This window comes from Bacillus sp. z14 (2026) (assembly GCF_058313575.1).
The window spans coordinates 777,799-798,772 of the sequence record NZ_JBZFQK010000002.1 but is presented as its reverse complement, the minus strand read 5'-3'; the positions used below and the strand labels follow the sequence as shown (position 1 = coordinate 798,772).

The window sequence follows — 20,974 nt, the reverse complement described above, 5'->3', positions numbered from 1 at the left end:
TTCGTAAAAATCTGTATTCGAAATAACAAATCATTAACATAAAGGGGCGAAAGCCTCTTTAATGTCAGCAAAACAAGAAGTACCTCGGCCCAAACAGATTTTGTATATCCATATTTTAAAAACAAAAATCCTTACTTTTGCAAATAAGGAAGTGAAATAGGTGTGTACATTTTAGATTATTGGATTACATTAAAACATCCTGATATTCTTTTTTATTTTCAAGCATCATTTTTGCAAATGGACAAACGGGCTTAATATATTTATTTTCATTTCTTGCATGCAATACTACACGGTTTACTAATGCCTTGCCCAAACCTTTCCCCCTGTAGCTATTTGCAACTAATGTATGATTAATGATGATACTCCCTTGTTCAGATACCTCTTGCTCATCTGCCACAAATTCTATCTGAGCAACAATATTACCGCCAATTGCTATATAAAAATCGTTACTACAGCCAGGCACAATAACCCTCTCCCATCTTTTATTATTTATGACATCTGTAAAGTATATGAATAGACTGGTTGATTATCGGTATATAACATTTTAGAAGCTAATCCTCATAAGGACTATTGAAGATATAATTGAATACAAATTTTATATTAAAGTCTTAAACTTCGAGACAGTTAAAGTTTCTTTGTCTCATTAAAAGTATATGAATAGCATCTTTTTTATGGCTGTTGTTTTTCACGTAATAATTCCATTTGCATGTTCGGAATTTTCTGTTAAAATAATTAAAACTGAAAATAAGGGTGTAAAGAAGAATGAATTTGGAGTATTTTATAGGGATTGTTCCACCTGAAGAATATTTGGAACGTATTGAGCATTTTCAAAGTAAATGGATTAAACAATCGGGTGTAGAACCACACATAACATTGAAAGCACAAGGAGGACTAACTCCAGATAAACAATGGATTGATAAGGTACAAACCGTATGCGATACCTTCAAACCTTTTCAAGTATCATTAGATAAGCCCAACTATTTTGGAGATAGCGTTTTATATTTGAGTGTTAACTCAACTAACTTACACAAATTGCATCAAAAAATCATTAATGAGATTTCACCGTCAGAAGACTTAATAAAACAGTATTTTGAACTTGATGCCTTTGTACCTCACTTAACTCTGGGGAAAGAAAAATACGGTGGAAATATTTCTACTGGGCTCTCTAAAAAAGAACTAATAGAAATGGAAAAAATAGCAGATAGAGAGTTGAAACCGTACCCTAATTTTACAGTAGATTTTATTAGAATATATGAACTGAACATTGAAAAGCAAAGATATGAAAAATATTTAGATATCTCTTTAAGGTGATCACACATATCAAGGTCTTTTTATGCATTTCTCAACATTCCAACTGTTTTATAATTAGATTTTTTTGAAATAAACATTTGTTCCACGCGTTTATTAAATCCTAAATCTTTTCCTGATTCAAGCCATTGGAACCAATAGAGATAATTTCCAATATTATCCTTAAATCAATTATACCCATTTATACAGGGCACAAACTATACAAAACAGCCTTATTATTAATAAAATCCATCATTCATGTATATATATCCATTTAATAACATTATTATGAACTTTTTTAATAAATATGTTTAAGGATATGCGCTTATAAAAAGAAGCAGTCCAACTCTAAATGAATTGAACCGCCATTGTTTTTCGATTTATTTATATAGATTTATCAAAAATCATCAGGACAGCGTAAGCCCAGCATTAATCTAGGAAAAGGCCTCTTTTAATTCATCACTAATTAAGTGCCATGCCTCTTCAGCCTGTTTCAATTCACCTGTATGAGTAAATGCATGTGCAGCTTCCATGTACCTCTTCTTCTTGACTGTCACCCCAGCTTCTTCAAGCTGGCTTGCATAGTAGTCGGCTTCATCTGCAAGAGAGTCAAATTCAGCAGTGATGATTAAAGCAGGCGGCAAGTCTTCCAAATCCTCAGCATATACAGGAGAGACCAATGGGTTTTCCGCATCTTTCATTGATTTTAAATAGGATTCATTAAACAGTTTTGCCAGTCTGGGTGGTATGGCTTTTTTATGCTTGAATTTCAGGTCCGGATCAGTAGCAAGGTCCAGCGGTGGATAATTAAGGATTTGCTTCACTAAAGGAATCTGCTCTCTCTCCTTGTTCAGCAAACAAAGAGCAGCTGCTAAATTCCCACCTGCACTATGTCCCCCAACTGCTATTCGCTTATTGTCTACCTGAAGGACATTGGGGTTCTCATAAAGCCATTTCAGAATATCATAGCATTCATATATTGCAGCAGGAAATTTGTATTCTGGTGCCAGATGATAATCAATATTCACTACTAAACAACTGGCTCGGTCCGCTATCACAGGACACCACGCATCATCCAATTCAGCACTTCCCATCACAAATCCACCGCCATGCATATTCACAAAAACGGGTAATGGTCCCTCTGTATTCCGGTTTGGCCGATATGTAATGACGCGAGTATTTCCTAAATTTGTTTCAATCAACCGCTCCTCCCTTTCAACGTTAGGTTTTATACTAGGTTTCAGGAAGGAGGCCTGTACCATCTTACGTTCCATCATCCGAATGGTCTTTGCGAGTATTTTTTGATTTAGAACAAGCAATATACACACTCCTTTTATCTGGGACTGTAACAATTGAGTCAAATAGTACGTTTTTGTACAAAAAGTTTTTGTAATATAAATTATATATATATTAAAATGTTAATAACAATATTATTATACGGCAGGAGAATGGATATGGAAAAGACAGCTATTCTTTTAGTTAACTTGGGTACACCTGATCAACCAACCACGTCCTCTGTACGTTCGTATTTAAAAGAATTTCTAAGTGACAGTAGAGTAATTGATTTACCTAGGTGGAAATGGATGCCTGTCCTGCACGGAATTATTCTGAGAACACGGCCGCCGAAAACCGCAAAGCTCTACCAATCTATATGGACGAATGAAGGATCACCTTTATTAACCATCTCTATTAAACAAAAACAAGAATTAGAGAAACAATTCGCACATTCTAATATTAAAGTCTCACTTGCTATGAATTATGGTAAACCATCTATAAAGGATGAATTAGAAAAGCTGCATAAATGGGGAATGCGCCGATTAATTGTCGTGCCTTTATTTCCGCAATATTCCTCCACTACTACAGGATCTGTATGGGATCATTTGAACCAAACATTATCTAAATGGAGAGATATCCCGGAAGTAATATTTATACGTGACTACCCTGATCATCCAATATGGATTAAATTATTAAAAACGCGTATTGAACTATGCACAAAAGAACATGGCCACCCTGATGCGGTAGTCCTGTCCTATCATGGCATACCTAAAAGATATGTATCTGATGGTGACGATTATCCATACCAATGCTTAAAAACCACTCAAGCTCTAAAAAAAGAATTGCCAAATCACACTATCATTACATGCTATCAATCTAAATTTGGTAAGGAACCTTGGCTTGAACCTTCAACCAGTGAAACGTTACGTCATCTTGCCAAAAGCGGTTCTAAACATATTCACATTCTCGCTCCCAGTTTTACAGTAGATTGCCTGGAAACACTGGAAGAACTTCAGGTTGAGAATCATACTATTTTTATGGAAAACGGCGGTGAAAAATATCATTATATAGAAGCTGCCAATGACGATCCTTTATTTATTGAATGCCTGATGGATATCATTAAGCCTTATTTGGCTCCAATAAAAATCATTTAGCATAGCAATATTGGAAAATATTCCAATTTAATTTTATCATAACCAGCAAAAAAATAAACAATAAAGAACCAACCCTTTTTCTGGAACGTCCTTTATTGTTTATTTAGCTCGGTTCATGAATTTCTAATCTAGCAACATTTCTTCCATTTTTATCATATATTCATTTAAAGGAACCTATTCCACTAGATAATTTTCTCTCCTAATTAACTCCACTAAAAAACAGTATGATTATTATCATACTGCCTTAACGAACTATCTTGAAATTTTTAATCATATATAAACTGCTCTTAAATAGGATATCTGATAAAACCAGTCCAATTGCAATCCCAACTGCACAGTAACCAACATTTAAAAATCCGATTAGCGCACCATCATAGTCCTGTAGTGTTAATAAACGAAATGCCTGAAAAGCTGTTATTCCCGGAACGATTGGCACCAGTCCCGGTACATAAAAGACAGTCAGCGGCATCTTAAAAATTCGTGCAGAGATTTGTCCGGCAAAGGCTAATAACAACGAACACACTATACTGGATAGAAATACGCCGTACCCTTCCGTGCTTAAAATCCAGTATCCCATCCAACCGCACATCCCTACAAGTCCTCCTATTGGTATAGACTTGCGCGGAACATTACAAATAACTGCGAAGGATATCGATGATAGAAAGCTAAAAACCATATGAATAAGGATCTGATTCACTATTTCCGCCTCCTAATTGATAAATAAATAATAGACGGTAGCAATACCCGTACCAATCGCACCCGCAATGAAGACAGCCTCCACTAACCGGATTGTTCCTGAGAGATAATGCTTTGCCATCATATCGCGAATAGCATTGGTCATCGCAATTCCAGGTACAAGCGGTGCAACCGTCCCTATCATGACGGAATTTAAATGACTTCCCATTATACTGTTAATATAATAGGCAACAATCCCACCCAAAAAAGCAGCTATGTATTCCACTATGAATGGTGTTTTCATTATTTTAAAGCCAATTAAATAGGTTATATAACACAAAAGGCCACCAATCATACTAGCCGGTAAATCCACAAATGTGCCATTCATAATCAGCATAACGCTTCCGCTCAATACAGCTGTACAAATAAGTCTGAACCATAAGGGGTAGTCAAGCGGGTCCTGATCCACTGCTTTCAGTTCCGAAAGAACTTCCTCAATTGTCAGACGGCCTTCTGAATACATTCTTGATATTTGATTGACCTTCGTTACCTTTTCAAGATTATGATCCCGATTATCGATTCTAACGAAATTCGTATTGTCCAAGCCTATATTCACAAAAATTCCATTAACTGTCACATATGTAAATGCATTTGTTCCATGCTTTATTCCTAGTGAAGTACTAATCATTCTTTCCATTGTATCCTCTACCCGGCTCGTTTCCGCTCCGTTTTCCAGCATAATACGCCCGGCTAGAAGACTGGCATCAATAATAATCTTATTTTTGTCTACTGCCACTTTCGTCAACTCACTTCACATTTAATATCAATCAATGCCTATATATTGTACAATAATTTTTCTGAAAAGATAGAGGTAAAATGAGCGAAAACTAAAACTTTGTTAATAGAGAGGATAAGACTAATAATCTAACCCTATAATTCACTATTTCGCAATGATTAAGTCGATATTCTTGTTATGAATTATCCAATTATCAGGAAATCCATAAATTAGACTAAATTACTTCAAATATTATACTACTGTAATTCAGCTTAAATAACAGGGCTCTGTCCAGACATTTGTTGCTAATAAATCAATAATGGAGACAGCCGACTATAGCTGTCTCCATTATTGATCTAACGCCCCAATTTATATTATTAGGATTATTCATTTGAATTTAGTTCATCTATTGTCTTGAAAATCCTGGAATATACATCTTTTATATGTTCATCATTTTTTTCATCATTATATAAACCATATCCCCACTTTTTTAATGTATCATCATCTTGTGTTGTAAAAATTCCAACAGCATAACTATTACCTGAAGTCCAATTCATTATTTTATCGTATTCCAAATCTTTTTCAGTAAAAGAGGCATAATGATTTGTTCTCATAAAAAAGTAAGGGATAGCAGAATTTAAGTAAACATCTGCATATTGACTTTCAGCAGCTTCAAAAAGGTTATTTTCCGAAATAATGACAGCATCATAAGAGTTCATTTCTTTGTTTGTCATTTCTCCAAATGAAATTTCTGTAAATTCCACTTGTTCTTCTTTCACTTCCGGTTTTTCTCCAACAACAGCTATCCGTAAGGCATTTCCTTCGTATAACTCGAAATCGGGATTTGAAACACAAGCTGATAGGACAGATATTATCAGTATTAAAAATGCAATATTTAAAGATTTCGTTCCGTTTATTTTCTTCAGTTACTCCTTATATTCTCGTTTATTTACATTATATAGTGATAGATATTTTTCATTTGCATGCTAAGGTCCTTCTCTAGGGAGCGAACAGCTTAGCGGATCGAATCCCTCTCCACTCGCTACTGAGTGATTATATTCAAAAAGTTTAATCAGAACGTTCTCACTGGCTATAGAATCCATTCCCATTCAATGAGAAGCATCCATATTAGACCAACCTAGTTTGAGACGTACTATACATATCTACTTCTCTTATAAAGCAAACTATGTAAAATAGGTGCAAAAGCAATAATATATACGAATAAAGCCAATAATAAAGAGCATAACAGATATGATATTCTAATCTGTTATGCTCTTTATTTAATCTACTTTATGCCTGGATAATTTTTCTCAGCAATAGAGATGATTGGTTAACCTCTTTTTTAGAAATTGCTTAAAAAATCTCTGACTTGATCAGGCGTTTTAGCATTAGCGCTATGTAAATGAGCTATTTTTTCTCCATTTTTATAAACTAATAAGGACGGAATTCCCATAACATTTTCTTTTTCTGCCAATTCGGGTAATTCATCTTTATCAATTGTAAACCATTGTTTATCTTGATGCTCCGTAATAATTTCGTCAATAAATAAATCAAGTCGTTTACAATCTGGACACCAAGTAGTCGTAAATATATTTACTGTTAGTTTATCGCTTTTTATTTGATTATCAAATTCTTCTATAGATGTAACTTGTTGCATTCTCTAAATCTCCCTTCTCTTTCTCTATTACTATAGTAAACATTTTAAATACTTTACACATTTTAAATGCTTATTATGATGTTTACAATAATAACTATTCTCTTCAAAAATTGGTACAATAGGCTTATATAAGGAGATTACTGTAATGGAGGTTTTTTATGCTATAGTTACATCTAATGTCTATAGAATAAACAGAAGAAGCGATTGATTTATTAAAAAACACACTGCAAGAATCAGTAGAGATGTCCTCATTTGGGTCGCTCGTTCGAATGGGTGTAGTTCTATTCGAATGCAGAAAACAATTTTTACATATAAGGATACCTTTGCTTCTGCTATTTCAATAAATCCTTTTTCTATTAATCGATATGGTCATTCCCAACAGATCCTTTATTATAGTGTGAATCCGTAAAAGCTAGGTTTGTTCTTTTTCTAAGATATTCATCTATTACTACATACAAAATCGCTGCAACAATCCCAAGATAAGCAAAAAATTTAGTCTCCATTGCTACAAATAAAAATCCCGAAAGAAACATTCCATATACTGTAATTTTTATTAGAAGTCGTGCTTTTTTATGCTGTACTAGACCAGCGATTATTTCTCCAATGATTGATGCTATAAATCCATAAAGAAAAACAAACAGGAATGAATATGGAAATGCCAAGAATTAAAAAAATTTAATTACATTATCACTTTGTTCTCCTAAGATATATGAAGTACCTGTAAGAAATAAGGATGTTAATACAGAAACAATAATAACCGATAGTAAATTTCTTATGATTATCCTAATGTTTGCTCCCCCAGTGCGTTAAACTTTACCGTTACATTGTAGATACTAATTTCTTAATCCATCTTGAATTATCACTTATAAAATTTCCCTTAGCTCTCGAAGTATAAATTAAACGCCTACCATCAAAATAAAATTAGCATATTCGTTATATATTTTCCGCTTTTTACCAAATATTTCTGTGAGTGGGGATTAAATCCTCATATCCTACCCATTCTTAACCCAATCATTTATTTTCACTGAAGCTAATAGGATATTCTTATGCCCTTTATCTATTATCCGAGTCTTCTCTCCATTTCAATTTTAATAATTTTATAGAATCTCAATTATAAGAATGTTGACATACTTCTAAATTAATGACCATAATATGGGATATGAATTTTTATGAGGAGTAATAGGATGATCACGAAAAGCACACAAAAAGCAACGCCTTTAAGCCCGGATTATGACCCATGGGAAACCTATATGGATATAGAACAATATGGAAAGCTAACCCTTTCTAATATAGAATTTACAACCACAACTCTATGTAATATGCGTTGTGAGCATTGTGCTGTTGGATATACCCTGCAACCGAAAGATCCTGATGCTCTGCCTTTGGAACTAATCTTACACCGTCTGGAAGAAATCCCTGCTTTACGTTCCATCAGTATAACCGGCGGTGAACCTATGCTCTCAAAAAAGAGTGTTGAAAATTATGTTCAGCCTCTATTAAAATATGCACACTCACGTGGGGTGCGAACACAAATAAATTCTAATTTAACACTTCCGTTAGAGAGATATGAAACAATTATTCCTTATTTGGATGTTTTACATATTTCACATAACTGGGGAACCATCGATGATTTTATAGATGGCGGTTTTGCTATGATGGAAAGAAAACCAACTCGTGAACAGCGAGAAGTCTTATTTAATAGAATTATTACCAATTCCCAGGCATTAACGAAAGCGGGAGTACTCGTATCTGCTGAAACCATGCTCAATAAAAGAACGCTCCCCCATTTAGAACATATTCACAAACAAATTGTTGAAGAAATGGGCTGCCAAAGGCATGAGGTGCATCCTATGTACCCTAGTTCTTTTGCATCTACTTTAGAAACACTTTCATTGGATGAAACAAGAAAAGCCATTCACCATCTTCTGGATATTCGTAATGAAAACATTTGGATGCTGTTTGGTACACTGCCTTTTTACCCATGCAGCCAAAACAGTGAAGATCTCGAATTACTGCAAAGATTATATTCAAGTAAAAACGTGACTGTTCGGAACGACCCTGACGGACGATCTCGTTTAAATGTAAATATCTTTAGTGGTGATGTAATCGTAACTGACTTTGGAGATACTCCGCCACTTGGCAATATTAAGGAGCAGTCATTGCCTGTCGCCTATAATAATTGGATGAAATCAAGCCTGGCCGATTCATTAAATTGCCATTGCCCGACAGTAAAATGCCTAGGTCCAAATGTATTGGTTAAAAACGCTTATTATCCAGAAATGAATTTCAAATTAAATAAAACCAATTTATAACGGTTCCATCTTTTAAATACGAACAGACCGCTATTTAAAAAAAGAATGGTCGTTTTTTAGAAATCGGCCATTTTTTATGTCTATATAGATAGGAAAGGATCGATTAAACCACCAAACACTTTGTTCAATCCCCGACATCCCTCATTTCTTCTCCATTCTTTTTTATCTTTTGATCAATCTGGTTTATCTAATTTAGTTTGGTGATATTATGGAATTTTAAGGTAAAATTAAATTTAATACCGATAGTTATTAAAGACTGATGATCGAGGTGAATTAGGTGGAACTGGAGCAATCTATTCATTACAAATTTTGGACTGTTTGTTTGGTTCAGAATGGAGATTATGTCCTGTTATTAAATAGACAACACGATCATTTCAAGGGATTTATACCACCAGGAGGAAAAGTAGAGTTTCCAGAAAGTTTTACGGATTCCGCTATTAGAGAAGTGAAAGAAGAGACAGGGTTAAATGTAAGTAATCTTGTCTACAAAGGGCTTTATGAGTATGTCAATCCCGAAAAACATGACAGACATATTATTTTTAACTATTTAGCTACTAGTTTTAGCGGCACATTGTTGCAAAACTCAACCGAGGGTAAACCTGTATGGGTTCATATAGATGAAGCTTCTAATCTCCCTATGCAAGAATCTATAAGAAGAAGATTTCCATTGTTTTTGAAGAAGGAACATTTGAGATTCAGGTCGAATGGGATAATGAGAGAAATCAAGAAGGTAAAGTTTCTATAAAGAAGACCTAAGCTACTGGTACAGGAGATTCTAGATACTTCTTTTTAATTGCTGTTTAAATAAAATTCTTCCGATAAACCTTAATCATTATAGTACTGTTCCTTATAATTATAGATATTTATGCACTTTCATTAATCAAACAACAACAGCGTCCGATAAACGAACGCTGTTGTTAATTAGTGTTAATTAGAACCATTTTTTAACTTTCGCTAGACATTGGTTATGCTTTTTTATGTAGGCTTTGGCTTTTCCATACTTCTTAAATCCACCTTCACCTTTGTTATAAGCACTCAAGGTAGCTTCTTTTAAAGCAGTACCCTTATAACCTTTTTTCTTATATTTCTTTTGTAAATCGGATAACATGTATGTTCCCCAATTCATATTTACGTATGGATCATAGGGTTTGTTCTTTGTCTTTGTAATTTTAGCTAAATTTTTATGGTTAATTTTATTAATTTGGAAATATCCGTAATTACTTCCACCTTTTGCTTTTACTTTCATATTGCTTTCATGCAGCATCACTGCCAGCGTTTCTTTATAATCCAATCCTCTTTGTTTAGTCATTTTATAGAGATATTGTTGTTGAGCTTTAGGCAAAGGAACTTTTTTTGAATACTTAAATCCAGCTAAACTGCTACTTGCTGCATCAGCTTTTTGTCCCGGTATAGTCGTACTTGCGATTAACGCAAAAATGAATAGTAAACTGATAGCAATTTTCCCAAATAGTTTAGGTTGTAATTTAATCATATAAACTCCTTTTCATTAGCAACTTTTTTACTACTTTTTGTTACTCTTGTACTATATCAAAAGTCTTTGCCAGAAATGTATGAATTCATCAGATTATAACGTTATTGTAAGGATGATGTCTTCTATGTAATCTGTTTGTAAAATAAGTAGTACAATTTCAATATAAAAATGGAGTGAACTGATTTAGAAATCAATATTCTTCTATATAAAAAGGTTTTACTTTTTATAGGAAAATCTATCATTTCAGTATGGTTGCAATAGCAGCAATTCTCTTAGGGGGGTTGGAAAATAAATAAAAAAGAACCGCACACGCACACCCTTTTTTTAGCCACAAAGCTCTGTACTTCAATTTAATAATCCACGAATAGAAGGTGAATCTATGTTTTTGAACGAGTTAGAAAGATACAGAGAAACAGAAATTCTTCAAGCTGCTACTTTTGCCGCCAGTCTTAAACTACAAAAAGAAGAAGCAAAATTGATAGATAATTGGGTGGAATCGTTGATCGAAATCAATACAAAGAAAGAAATAGGGAGCAAACAAACGGAGGGTTTTTTTTCGATTTATAATACTCTGCAGGAAGCATCAGATTCTTTAGATAGTAGTTCTTTAAAATATATTTTAGGTCGGCTTCTTAAGATTTACGACTCTATGTGGGGCAATGTTTTTTCATCCGTTATAGATCGTACTACATAGAAGATTAAAGAGTATATAGATGAAGCATTTTCTTTAATAGGTTTGATTATATTTGGAAAATAGAAAAACTAAGTAAATTCTTTCATTCTGCTGATTTTTTTATGCGCAATAAAGCTCTTAAATACCTACTGGACCTAAATGAGATAAGAGGATTCCATCATACTATCAAGGATTTCAAGAAAATTATAGGATTTATAAAACCAGATAATACGGATATCATACATTACCTTGTTCATTACAAAGTAAATAATAATCAGGGGTGCTATCAAATTATAAGCTTCATTTTTAATGATCTCAAAACTAATAGTTACAGGACATTCGAAATTAAAAGAGATTGTATAATTTGGTTAGATAATGCTGTTGGCAGTTCACCAAAAAAGCCTTGGTTGGACAAATTAACAGCTATTCAGAAAGAGCTTAAAGATGAGGAACTACTAAAAATAGCTCGTTGGATTTTGAATCATGGAGATTTCGAAAAGGAACAAAGTACAGGATGGACTGATGGAGTTTATAAAAAATTACAAAAATCTTCATTATGGTATTTGGATATTCGAAGTAATGATATTTATGGAGGTCAGCCATTTAACAGTACCATTAAAACATTTCCGTTTCTTAAAAAAACATATCCATTGGGAATTGCGAGGCTTTTAGATATATTATATATTACAGTTTCTGATCACTTTATGGATTCCATATGCACTTTAAGTGCACTTCTTCATATTTTTCCAAGAAAATCATTACAAATAATTATTATTTAGAGTTATATAATTTAATTGATTTAGCACAAGGGATATATGGCTACTAATTAAAGAGGAAAACAAATAAATGGAGTTGAATGTTTTTTTATTCTATCATGCATATAAAATAGGGATTCATTCAGCTTTTTTTACTTGTCTTCCTATAAGGATTAAATTATTTTAACTTAATACCTCTTGAGATGTAACAAGCTTTTTCAATGCAAGAATATTCCCCAAATGTATTCCTTCATGAAAAATAGTTCTAACGAGGACTTGTTCCACTGTAAACATTCCAGATTCCGTTACAGAATATTCTTCTTCCAGTCTTTCTCCATATAAATCTCGAATCATAAAAGGCTGTACAGCAAGCAGTCTTTTTAAATAATCAAGTTTAGGAACCTCTCCCCTCCAATCTTCCGGGCTCGTACCATAACCAAACCATTCATTAAAATGATTAGGCAGGATGATTGGTTCCTTTGTCAAATGTTGAATCCACAAATATTGATCCAGGTATACATGTCCCAGGTTCCATCGTATATTATTTCGAAATCCCTCAGGTACAATATTCACCTCATCCTCATTCATCGAATCCACCGCCACTAACAATTCATGCCGATAATCAGCCAATTGCTTAAAGAGTACTTCATGTCTTTTTAACATATTCAACCCTCCTAAATTGTGGTATATCCATTTATTTCGGGCTGTGATTGACAATTCCCTTCCTACTTTGTAACCAATTAGAATAACTATTTAAATGAAGCTAAAAATCAACTAAATTACCATTCCATAGTACGAAACCTCTAAAGATAAGAAATTCAATTCAATCAAAAAAACATCCAATCTTGGTTGGATGTTTTCTTCTTTATCAGGAGGACTTTAGACACTTAAGTATAGTAAGCTGCATCGATATACCGTCTGTTATGATTTTTTTCCGTTCCTTTATCTTGTAATTCATTCCATCAACGATAAAATGTCCATTGCCAGAGTAGGCAACATATTTCCCTTGTTTCTCCAACTCATATTTAATGGCAACTACATATTCATTCGCATTTGGATACGTTTCATTCATCCTGAGTATAATTGTATTTCTCTCATCCCGTTTATATTTAATAAACAATAAAAAAGCAATCATAACAATGAATAAAGTTAATATATACACCACGCAGACTACCTCCGCCTCCATATATTAACTTTATTTTATAACAAAAAATGACAATACACCACATACTTTACTATTATTAAGAAATTCACTTTTTATAAACTATTAATATGTACTTGAAATAGAATTATTTTTCATTGATTTAAGAAGACTCCTCAGTCCAGTTTTCTTAAATCGGTAAATGGATAAAAGACATATTTACCTTGTCCTATAACCTGATCCTGTTTAATTAACCCTAATCCATTGCGACTATCCATACTTACAAGACGATTATCACCCATAACAAAATATTCATTTTCAGGAATAAGAATCGCTTCGAAATCTCCATTTGATTTTTCGCCTTCTTCATGGGTTTCTTGTCGATTTTTATCCAGATATCTTTCCTTTTTCTGAACATCATTAATATAAAGGATATTATTTTTTACTTCAATCTTATCCCCTGCTACACCAATTATTCTCTTAATGAACATTTCACTGTTATCACCCTTAATGATGACAATATCTCCTCTATTATATTTCTTTTCTACTAATGATTTACTGACCAGTATTCTCTCTTGATTGCGGAGAGTAGGTTCCATCGATACTCCTTCCACTTTATACGGAGTAAATAGGAAAGTCCTGATTAACATAATGACAGCAACAATGATCAGAATGGACTTTAACCAGCTAAATGTTTCATTTTTCATATTTCTATCAGGAATCAAATAATTCACCTCATCTTTCTAAAAGGGCTGGAACTCAAGTAATAAAACTTTTCAATCCTCCAAGCATATAAGGCATTATTTAAGTTCTTATGTATCCAGTCAATTCTTTATTACATACTATCCAGATATGGCATCAGTTACTCTCTTTCGTTCCGATATCTGACTAAAAACAATCTCCTCATCTTTATAAGCTCGACATACGGTAATTTAGCGTTTCATTAGCAGATTTCTAACAAATTGTTATCGTGTTTCTTCTATTATATTGATTCTTTCAAGAACTGATTAATTATCTTTTTGACGAATTAAGTCCGTTAACCTAATTTATTTAAAAAAACCTTAGAACTATGTCATATTTTAGGGTATAATAGGAATAGATTATTTTATTACAACAAAAGAATGAAAATCGACCAGCTAATATGCTTCCTTACATACAGGAAAATGAATTTACTAAAGTTTCTTTTAATTACTAATTAGTTATCAACATCCATTCTCTTAAAAACTAAATTTACATCTATTCTTATAACTACGAACTATAATTTTTGATATTTTCATTTTTTACTTTATAGCAATCACACCCATTCATTACCCTTTTCTTCCAATTTTAAGCATTGTTTTTCATAAGTTTAATATTTTTTCTCAGTTTTTTAATCTCTTTTTTTACCATTAATTCAAAATAATGGATATTTTTGTGACAATTATGACAAAAACTCCTCTATCTAAATTTACTAGAAAAATATATTAATACCATGGTTTTATTAAGTTTTTTTACCTATAGTTTTCTGAATATTCAAATTATTAGATATGTATTTGACATATTCCCGTTATATCAGTAATGAATTTATCATCTCCTCGTTATTACTTCTTTCTCGTAAACCTGATAAGATTGTCACTGTTAGCTCAAAACAAACAATTTTAGGAGGTTCAAACTACATGAAGAAAACTTTGTTATCATTCGTAGCGGTAGCTTCCATCGCCGTTGCTATGGGCGGACCCCAAGCATCTGCCCAAGAAATCACAATCAAAAAAGGTGATACACTATGGGGTATCTCAAATAAATACGACACTTCTGTTGATCATATTAAAGAACTCAATAATTTAGATTCCGATATCATTATTGAGAATACTAAATTGATCGTAAAGGAAGACCAACCAAAAACTTATACCGTTAAAAAAGGTGATAGTCTTTGGAAGATAGCTGTTAAAAATAAAATCTCTATTAATCAGCTAAAAAGTTGGAATAGCTTAAATTCAGAAATTATTCAACCAGGTCAAGTCCTTAATTTGTCTGGTGTAGGCCAACCGGCAAAAAATAATACTGAAGCTGTTCAACAAAAAACAACAACTACATCAACAACTACTAAAACTGAAACAAAAACAGAGACAACAACTACTACTGCAAAGTCTACTGGGCAAAAAGCAGGAAAAACTCTCTCTGTTTCAGCCACAGCTTATACAGCTAGTTGTAACGGTTGTTCTGGCGTCACTGCTACCGGAGTCGATTTAAATGCGAATCCAAATGCTAAAGTAATCGCAGTTGACCCTAGTGTAATTCCATTAGGTTCAAAAGTTTATGTTGAAGGTTATGGATATGCTACTGCTGCTGATACCGGTGGTGCTATTAAAGGGAACAAAATAGATGTTTTCATCCCTACACAAGATGCTGCTCTTAATTGGGGACGTAAACAAGTTAACATTCAAATTTTAAACTAACACATTTCGCTTTAAACGACACCTTCGAGTTTACATCCAGTTCTCGAAGGTGTTTTATATATATTTTTCTTTTTCAATCTACTAACTCTCCTTAAAAACAACTGAAATACATTCTTACTCACCCTGTCTAAACCTACGTACAACACTATAAATATATCAAGAACAATTACAATCAATTAATTTTATTTTATGATCTATTCATCCTCATGACTTCTTAAGGGTATCGGGGATTTAAATAGCATGACCTCTTTAAAGTCAGGTTCCGCTCATCTTCCATTTATAATGATAAAGATAGAACTTTGTGATGCTACTGACAAAACAATAAGCCAATCTTTTTTAATCTAATTTTGTTTATTAAAAGCTGTTTCTCGTATTTTTATTGGCTTATTAAATCTTGAAAAATCACATATTTATTTCTTATGAATTATGAATTGAGAATCATCGGTTACTTCAATAAATCATCTATGTCCATTCAATGAACCACTTCCTGTAAAGTAATTCCTATATAGGAATTTAAATAGCTACTCGAATATACTTATTCTACATCTCCAAATCATTATTTATCATTTCTTTAAGTATTATGATTTACTAATTAACTTTGTGGGTCGCTTCTATAAAATGCTGTTTTCTAATAGATTTTGATTTATAAGAAGAATAAAATTACTATTTTGTGGTGCCATTATATATGAAGTTAGCTACTTCAACAAACCAAAAAAGAGTATGTCATAGTGGAAAATAAACATTTTGAGGATGTTTATACAGGGGATTATCTAAAATTATTCGTGATAATGAGACAGGAGTCCTATATTTTCATGATAGCTTTCCAGCTTCCGAATTGACTGTCATGGGCGATAAAGGATGGAAAGCCTTTAATTGATAATAATCTCCCATTCCGCAGTCGGGGACTTAGTTGAATAATCCGTTGTCCGTTTCCTAATGAAGCTGGCTTTTTCACACTTCCATAAATATTTTTCCGTGATAAACTTTATATCTTTGTTAAAGGTATTTGATTCACTCGTTCTTTGGTCGCAAAGAGTTGATCAAATTAGTAACAAATCCCCTATACAAAGAGCATACCTCCATTAACAGTTATGCTTGTTCATTAATCTATTAATCATGTACTACTTGTATTTATTCATTTTTTTCGACTTTATGGCCGCCAAACTCATTTCTTAAAGCAGCTACAACCTTACCGTTAAATGTGTCATTTTCCTGTGAGCGAAAACGCATTAATAGGGCCAATGCCATTACTGGTGTCGAGGCTTGAAGGTCTAAAGCAGTTTCTAGTGCCCATTTTCCTTCACCAGACGAATGCATAACTCCCTTAATTTCTTCCAAACGGGCATCTTTAGCAAAAGCTTGCTCCGTTAATTCCATTAACCAGGAGCGCACAACCGATCCATTATTCCAGACTCTTGCTACTTGTTCATAATCAAAATTAAACTCACTTTTTTCGAGGATTTCAAATCCCTCACCAATAGCTGCCATCATCCCATACTCAATTCCGTTATGAACCATTTTTAAATAATGTCCGCTCCCCGAATCACCTGCATATAAGGACCCATTTGGTACGGAAGTGGCTGCAAATAATGGTTCAATTACTTTCCATGCGTTTTGATTGCCACCAATCATATAACATGCCCCATTTCTTGCTCCTTCCATTCCCCCGGAAGTACCGACATCCATAAAATAGATTCCAGCTTCTTTTAATACCCTGCTTCGTCTCATCGATTCCTTATAATTTGAATTTCCCCCATCTATTAAAATATCTCCAGGACTTAACAGTGGAAAAAGCTCTTCTATAACATTATCAACCACAGTATGTGGTACCATCAGCCATATGACTCTGGGTTGCTCCAGTTTATCCACTATGTCTTTCATATTAGGACTGCCAATGGCTCCATATTTTTGAAGGCTCTCAACCGAAGCTGAATTTACATCATAAGCATGCACAATAATTTGGTGGTCTATTAAATTTTTAGCCAAATTCATCCCCATCTTGCCAAGACCGATTAAACCTACCTTCATCAAGTCTCCTCCTTATTAATATCTTTATTAGTTACATACCGTTATTTTCAACAAATAAACATTTCAATCCGTTACATCTTGCCAACAGTCTAATACTAAACTTTCGAATTCTTAATTGTGTAGTGAGGTTTCCAATTCTTTGCCTATTCAACAAAAATTAGTTAAAATTCTATATAGATAAATAATAAAGGAGAGTAATAAGATGGAAATTTGCAAAGAATGCTTTGATGGGAATATAGTTGATGAACAACATGAGCAATATGAAAATCTAGATCGTGAGTTAGTTCGCCTTATTGAAGTAAGCCATTTTTCCTATGACGAAGCCTTTAAAAGGGCAACCAGATTATATCCTGCCATAAAGAAATGTCCTGAGTGCAATGACTGAAACTAAATTTAATAGCTTAAATTTAGTTTCAGTCATTGATCAAACCATCATTCAATCGTGTAAATAAAAATGAGGTATTTTTATGGTTAAATTAAAAGATTCTCAGCAGGAAAAACAAGATATAAAAGTATATATCGGCGATCACTATCATTCATTTTTAAATGAGAATCATAGAATTAAAAGATGGAATTTTTTCGGTTTAGTCTTCGGGATGTTCTGGCTTGCGTATCGAAAAAGATATCTGATTGTCGGTATTTTCATCCTGATTGATATTTTAGTATCTCTCCTATTCCGTAACCACCTGTTTTATTGGTTAGTTTTTGCCGCATTAATGCACCTTTATATAGGCAGAAGCGGTAATCTTTTATATCTAGCCGGTACAAAAAAACATGTTGAACAGATAAGACGTAGACATCCACATCTCGATGAAAAGGAGATGAAACGCTTACTAATAAAAAAAGGGCGAACCAGCTGGTGTTTTATTCTGCCTTTACTTATCTATTTTGTTCTTATTCATACCTATGTGTTTATCGACGATATTAAAATTATAGTAGCCTCATATTTTTAAATGATACTTAACAAAAAATTAGAGTGATTATCCAAATCACTCTAACACTATTGACCTATAAGGTTTTCAATTTAGATCAGACGATTCCTATCCTTCGGCAAATATGTACATTTTTTCCCTCTGTCTAGCATAATTAGACCCCAAAATTACTTCAGCGAAAATTCCATAATGGATAACCTTACAGAAGTTGATTATTCTTCGTTCTCCTTTTGTTCTTTTACAGAAATACTTACTGGTTTTTTCGTCACTGGGTTCTACTATTAATTGTTCCTCTTGTTTATTGTCTAAAAGATTTCCTTCAATAACATCCTCTTTTTCAGCCTCAGATTGATTATTATATTCCCCATCTACCTCATACCAGTCTTCAGGAATTTCGTAATAAACCCCTGGCTCATCAGTTGTTTCTCCACCTTCAAAATATCCTCCGTCAATCTCTTCATCTTCTTCCTCAAAATGATAATCACCGGTCTCCGTATAAAAAAAGCCTGTTATATCACTCTCCGATAACGGATTTGAAACCCAACCACTGATAAACGAATAAACATCCTTCAGGGGAATGCTAAACCCAATTGATTCATCCTCAATCGATCTCGCTGAATTGATTCCAATTACTTTGCCTGATTTTACAGATACTAATGGACCGCCACTGCTTCCAGGAGATATCCGAGCAGTCATTTGGTAAATATTTTCATATATACGCTCCCCAATATAAAAACTTCGGTTAATGGCTGCAATTGTTCCCAAAGTTGCTGTATTAGTTTTTCCGAGCGGACTCCCCAATGCTATTACTTCCTCACCTATCGAAGCATATTCCTGGGTAGCTAGCCCCAAGGATTGCTGATTCGCCAATTCAGGTATCCTGATAATTGCGACATCATGGATATTCGAATATCCAATGACTTTTCCTGCATAGGATTGACTTGTATAATCGATTGCTGTTATATCAACAGAGCCCTCTACTACATGAGCATTTGTAAGGATATCTCCATGATCATTAATGATAAATCCAGTACCTTGATTATCCTCAGTGAAAATAGTAAAAACTTTTGCAAGTGATTCAGTTATAATCTCAGAAACCTCTTTTTTGGTATCTACTTTTATTTCAGTTGCCGGTTTAGGCGTTGTTTTAATTTCCTCTGCTTGATTCGTTTTTCCATTCTCTTTATGTACCAATTTTATTTCTTTTATGCTTCCATATTCGACCTGCTTATGATTATCCGTTTGATTTGCAGCTAATAAATAGATGCTTGCTGAAAGAATAGCGATGATACTAAAAGAAACCAAGACAACTTTTGATCTCTTTCTTTTTGGTCCATTCTTCAATTTACCACAATGCAAACAGTACTTACTTCGGGTATTTATTTCATTCTGACAATAGCGACATTTCATTCTTTACACCTGCTTCTTCATTGACAGCTAAATGACCATCATCTCTTATACATTATTTCGTCATTCACGCCAGAAAAATGAAGCATGGTCATAAAATATTCTACAATTCAGCGTAGAATAGCCTAATAAGAGCTAAACTGAAAAAGAAAAACGATAGCACACCGTTTACTATAGCTAATCCCTTATGTTTTAAACGTATTTGTTCAATACACGTCACCATAAACATGAATCCTATCGACATATGCAAGTACGGATAAAGCCAAATGCTCTCTTTAACGACAAAAATAAGCTATTACAATTACAAATGAAGAACTGATGAACTTAAAAACTTTCATAAAAACTCCTTTTATCCTTTTTACCTAAAATCTTCCCTTAGCATGTTACCATACTTTAAACCGCCAGATGAATAAAGAACATAAACAAAACAAGGATTGCTCAATAAACTTCTTCTGTTCAGCTTATTAGACAATCGCTTCATTTACCTTTGAACATTTTAAATAAAAGAATTTCTTAATTTTCTATGTTGGAAATTTTTAAACACGATTCCATGGGTAGGTGAGAACAAAAACACGTCCAAAAATCAAGCCAGACACTGCAACCATACAACCGGCAATAGAGACATCTAAAACAACGGCTGTGTAATAACCGAAAACGGAGCTTACCCCAACTATTAAACTGATCATAATCATGACACTCAGGCGCTCTGTTAAAAGATAGGCAGTTGAGGCCGGTATAATCAACATACCTATAACAAGAATAGCGCCCACACTCTCCCCCCTTTAAAAAACACTTATAAACCTTTAAAATATCAATATCACTAAAAAAGTTTTATAAGTGTATCTATTCCTTCCCATTCGCTCTCCAAGAACCCTTTTTATTTATAATAATTATAAATAAAAAATATTACAGTTTTGGTCATTTAAAAGAACTTTCTCCATATTAAATTTTAGTTAACAATATCGAAAATCTAGCT

The 20,974-nt window shown here is 33.3% G+C and carries 21 protein-coding genes and 2 pseudogenes; 9 read left to right on the top strand and 14 right to left on the bottom strand.

Annotated elements, in window-relative coordinates; all coding sequences use genetic code 11:
- Nucleotides 1-184 precede the first annotated feature (184 nt).
- Entirely contained in the window at nucleotides 185-493 is a 309-nt protein-coding gene (locus tag AC4G3O_RS09955) for a GNAT family N-acetyltransferase (protein WP_395940463.1), read from the bottom strand.
- 269 nt (nucleotides 494-762) lie between these two features.
- On the opposite strand from AC4G3O_RS09955, the gene AC4G3O_RS09950 reads away from it, so the two are divergent.
- The gene (locus tag AC4G3O_RS09950) at nucleotides 763-1,311 is read left to right on the top strand and encodes a 2'-5' RNA ligase family protein (RefSeq protein ID WP_066100113.1); all 549 of its coding nucleotides are present in this window, start codon (nucleotides 763-765) and stop codon (nucleotides 1,309-1,311) included.
- A gap of 410 nt (nucleotides 1,312-1,721) precedes the next feature.
- Here the strand turns inward: AC4G3O_RS09950 and AC4G3O_RS09945 are convergent, their stop codons facing one another.
- Nucleotides 1,722-2,615, bottom strand: a complete 894-nt coding sequence (locus tag AC4G3O_RS09945) for an alpha/beta hydrolase (protein ID WP_373925461.1) — start codon at nucleotides 2,613-2,615, stop codon at nucleotides 1,722-1,724.
- A gap of 126 nt (nucleotides 2,616-2,741) precedes the next feature.
- Between AC4G3O_RS09945 and hemH the strand changes: the two genes are divergently transcribed.
- The gene (gene hemH / locus AC4G3O_RS09940; RefSeq protein WP_491136108.1) at nucleotides 2,742-3,716 is read left to right on the top strand and encodes a ferrochelatase; all 975 of its coding nucleotides are present in this window, start codon (nucleotides 2,742-2,744) and stop codon (nucleotides 3,714-3,716) included.
- A gap of 244 nt (nucleotides 3,717-3,960) precedes the next feature.
- Here hemH and AC4G3O_RS09935 read toward each other — a convergent pair whose 3' ends face one another.
- The 5 genes from AC4G3O_RS09935 to AC4G3O_RS09915 all read right to left on the bottom strand — a co-directional run bounded on the left by AC4G3O_RS09935 (nucleotide 3,961) and on the right by AC4G3O_RS09915 (nucleotide 7,326).
- Entirely contained in the window at nucleotides 3,961-4,413 is a 453-nt protein-coding gene (locus AC4G3O_RS09935) for a threonine/serine exporter family protein (RefSeq protein ID WP_490551780.1), read from the bottom strand.
- A 12-nt stretch (nucleotides 4,414-4,425) separates the two neighbouring features.
- Nucleotides 4,426-5,187, bottom strand: coding sequence for a threonine/serine exporter family protein (locus AC4G3O_RS09930; RefSeq protein WP_225983679.1), 762 nt, complete (start codon nucleotides 5,185-5,187; stop codon nucleotides 4,426-4,428).
- 362 nt (nucleotides 5,188-5,549) lie between these two features.
- Entirely contained in the window at nucleotides 5,550-5,945 is a 396-nt protein-coding gene (locus tag AC4G3O_RS09925; RefSeq protein ID WP_491136107.1) for a hypothetical protein, read from the bottom strand.
- A 563-nt stretch (nucleotides 5,946-6,508) separates the two neighbouring features.
- Complete coding sequence (locus AC4G3O_RS09920) at nucleotides 6,509-6,823, bottom strand: thioredoxin family protein (protein WP_066100123.1); 315 nt, start codon at nucleotides 6,821-6,823, stop codon at nucleotides 6,509-6,511.
- A 356-nt stretch (nucleotides 6,824-7,179) separates the two neighbouring features.
- Nucleotides 7,180-7,326, bottom strand: coding sequence for a hypothetical protein (locus AC4G3O_RS09915; RefSeq protein ID WP_180349910.1), 147 nt, complete (start codon nucleotides 7,324-7,326; stop codon nucleotides 7,180-7,182).
- Between the two features lie 681 nt (nucleotides 7,327-8,007).
- Between AC4G3O_RS09915 and yfkAB the strand changes: the two genes are divergently transcribed.
- Both yfkAB and AC4G3O_RS09905 read left to right on the top strand, forming a co-directional pair.
- On the top strand, nucleotides 8,008-9,135 hold the full coding sequence (gene yfkAB / locus AC4G3O_RS09910; protein ID WP_140461303.1) for a radical SAM/CxCxxxxC motif protein YfkAB: 1,128 nt from the start codon (nucleotides 8,008-8,010) through the stop codon (nucleotides 9,133-9,135).
- 283 nt (nucleotides 9,136-9,418) lie between these two features.
- Nucleotides 9,419-9,891: pseudogene (locus AC4G3O_RS09905) on the top strand (8-oxo-dGTP diphosphatase).
- A 175-nt stretch (nucleotides 9,892-10,066) separates the two neighbouring features.
- Here AC4G3O_RS09905 and AC4G3O_RS09900 read toward each other — a convergent pair.
- A complete protein-coding gene (locus AC4G3O_RS09900) occupies nucleotides 10,067-10,627 on the bottom strand; it encodes a transglycosylase SLT domain-containing protein (protein ID WP_066100133.1) in 561 nt (186 codons plus the stop codon).
- A gap of 385 nt (nucleotides 10,628-11,012) precedes the next feature.
- Between AC4G3O_RS09900 and AC4G3O_RS09895 the strand changes: the two genes are divergently transcribed.
- Both AC4G3O_RS09895 and AC4G3O_RS09890 read left to right on the top strand, forming a co-directional pair.
- Nucleotides 11,013-11,321: a hypothetical protein gene (locus AC4G3O_RS09895; RefSeq protein WP_140461302.1), complete on the top strand. Its 309-nt coding sequence runs from the start codon at nucleotides 11,013-11,015 to the stop codon at nucleotides 11,319-11,321.
- 101 nt (nucleotides 11,322-11,422) lie between these two features.
- Entirely contained in the window at nucleotides 11,423-12,079 is a 657-nt protein-coding gene (locus AC4G3O_RS09890; RefSeq protein ID WP_491136106.1) for a hypothetical protein, read from the top strand.
- Nucleotides 12,080-12,238: 159 nt separating this feature from the next.
- Here AC4G3O_RS09890 and AC4G3O_RS09885 read toward each other — a convergent pair whose 3' ends face one another.
- The 3 genes from AC4G3O_RS09885 to lepB all read right to left on the bottom strand — a co-directional run bounded on the left by AC4G3O_RS09885 (nucleotide 12,239) and on the right by lepB (nucleotide 13,903).
- Complete coding sequence (locus tag AC4G3O_RS09885; protein ID WP_066100145.1) at nucleotides 12,239-12,718, bottom strand: DinB family protein; 480 nt, start codon at nucleotides 12,716-12,718, stop codon at nucleotides 12,239-12,241.
- Nucleotides 12,719-12,923: 205 nt separating this feature from the next.
- Nucleotides 12,924-13,220: a hypothetical protein gene (locus tag AC4G3O_RS09880; protein WP_066100150.1), complete on the bottom strand. Its 297-nt coding sequence runs from the start codon at nucleotides 13,218-13,220 to the stop codon at nucleotides 12,924-12,926.
- A 152-nt stretch (nucleotides 13,221-13,372) separates the two neighbouring features.
- Nucleotides 13,373-13,903, bottom strand: coding sequence for a signal peptidase I (gene lepB, locus AC4G3O_RS09875; RefSeq protein WP_066102238.1), 531 nt, complete (start codon nucleotides 13,901-13,903; stop codon nucleotides 13,373-13,375).
- 1,437 nt (nucleotides 13,904-15,340) lie between these two features.
- Here lepB and AC4G3O_RS09870 point away from each other — a divergent pair.
- A pseudogene (locus tag AC4G3O_RS09870) lies at nucleotides 15,341-15,631 on the top strand (3D domain-containing protein); the annotation flags it as partial.
- 1,131 nt (nucleotides 15,632-16,762) lie between these two features.
- Here the strand turns inward: AC4G3O_RS09870 and gnd are convergent.
- Nucleotides 16,763-17,659, bottom strand: coding sequence for a phosphogluconate dehydrogenase (NAD(+)-dependent, decarboxylating) (gene gnd / locus AC4G3O_RS09865; protein WP_491136105.1), 897 nt, complete (start codon nucleotides 17,657-17,659; stop codon nucleotides 16,763-16,765).
- A 202-nt stretch (nucleotides 17,660-17,861) separates the two neighbouring features.
- Between gnd and AC4G3O_RS09860 the strand changes: the two genes are divergently transcribed.
- Together AC4G3O_RS09860 and AC4G3O_RS09855 are read left to right on the top strand one after the other, a co-directional pair.
- Entirely contained in the window at nucleotides 17,862-18,044 is a 183-nt protein-coding gene (locus AC4G3O_RS09860) for a hypothetical protein (protein WP_139891195.1), read from the top strand.
- An 82-nt stretch (nucleotides 18,045-18,126) separates the two neighbouring features.
- On the top strand, nucleotides 18,127-18,612 hold the full coding sequence (locus AC4G3O_RS09855; protein WP_139891196.1) for a DUF2628 domain-containing protein: 486 nt from the start codon (nucleotides 18,127-18,129) through the stop codon (nucleotides 18,610-18,612).
- Nucleotides 18,613-18,699: 87 nt separating this feature from the next.
- Here the strand turns inward: AC4G3O_RS09855 and AC4G3O_RS09850 are convergent, their stop codons facing one another.
- Both AC4G3O_RS09850 and AC4G3O_RS09845 read right to left on the bottom strand, forming a co-directional pair.
- Nucleotides 18,700-20,001, bottom strand: coding sequence for a S1C family serine protease (locus tag AC4G3O_RS09850; RefSeq protein ID WP_491089968.1), 1,302 nt, complete (start codon nucleotides 19,999-20,001; stop codon nucleotides 18,700-18,702).
- 533 nt (nucleotides 20,002-20,534) lie between these two features.
- Complete coding sequence (locus tag AC4G3O_RS09845; protein WP_262365954.1) at nucleotides 20,535-20,768, bottom strand: metal ABC transporter permease; 234 nt, start codon at nucleotides 20,766-20,768, stop codon at nucleotides 20,535-20,537.
- Nucleotides 20,769-20,974 lie beyond the last annotated feature (206 nt).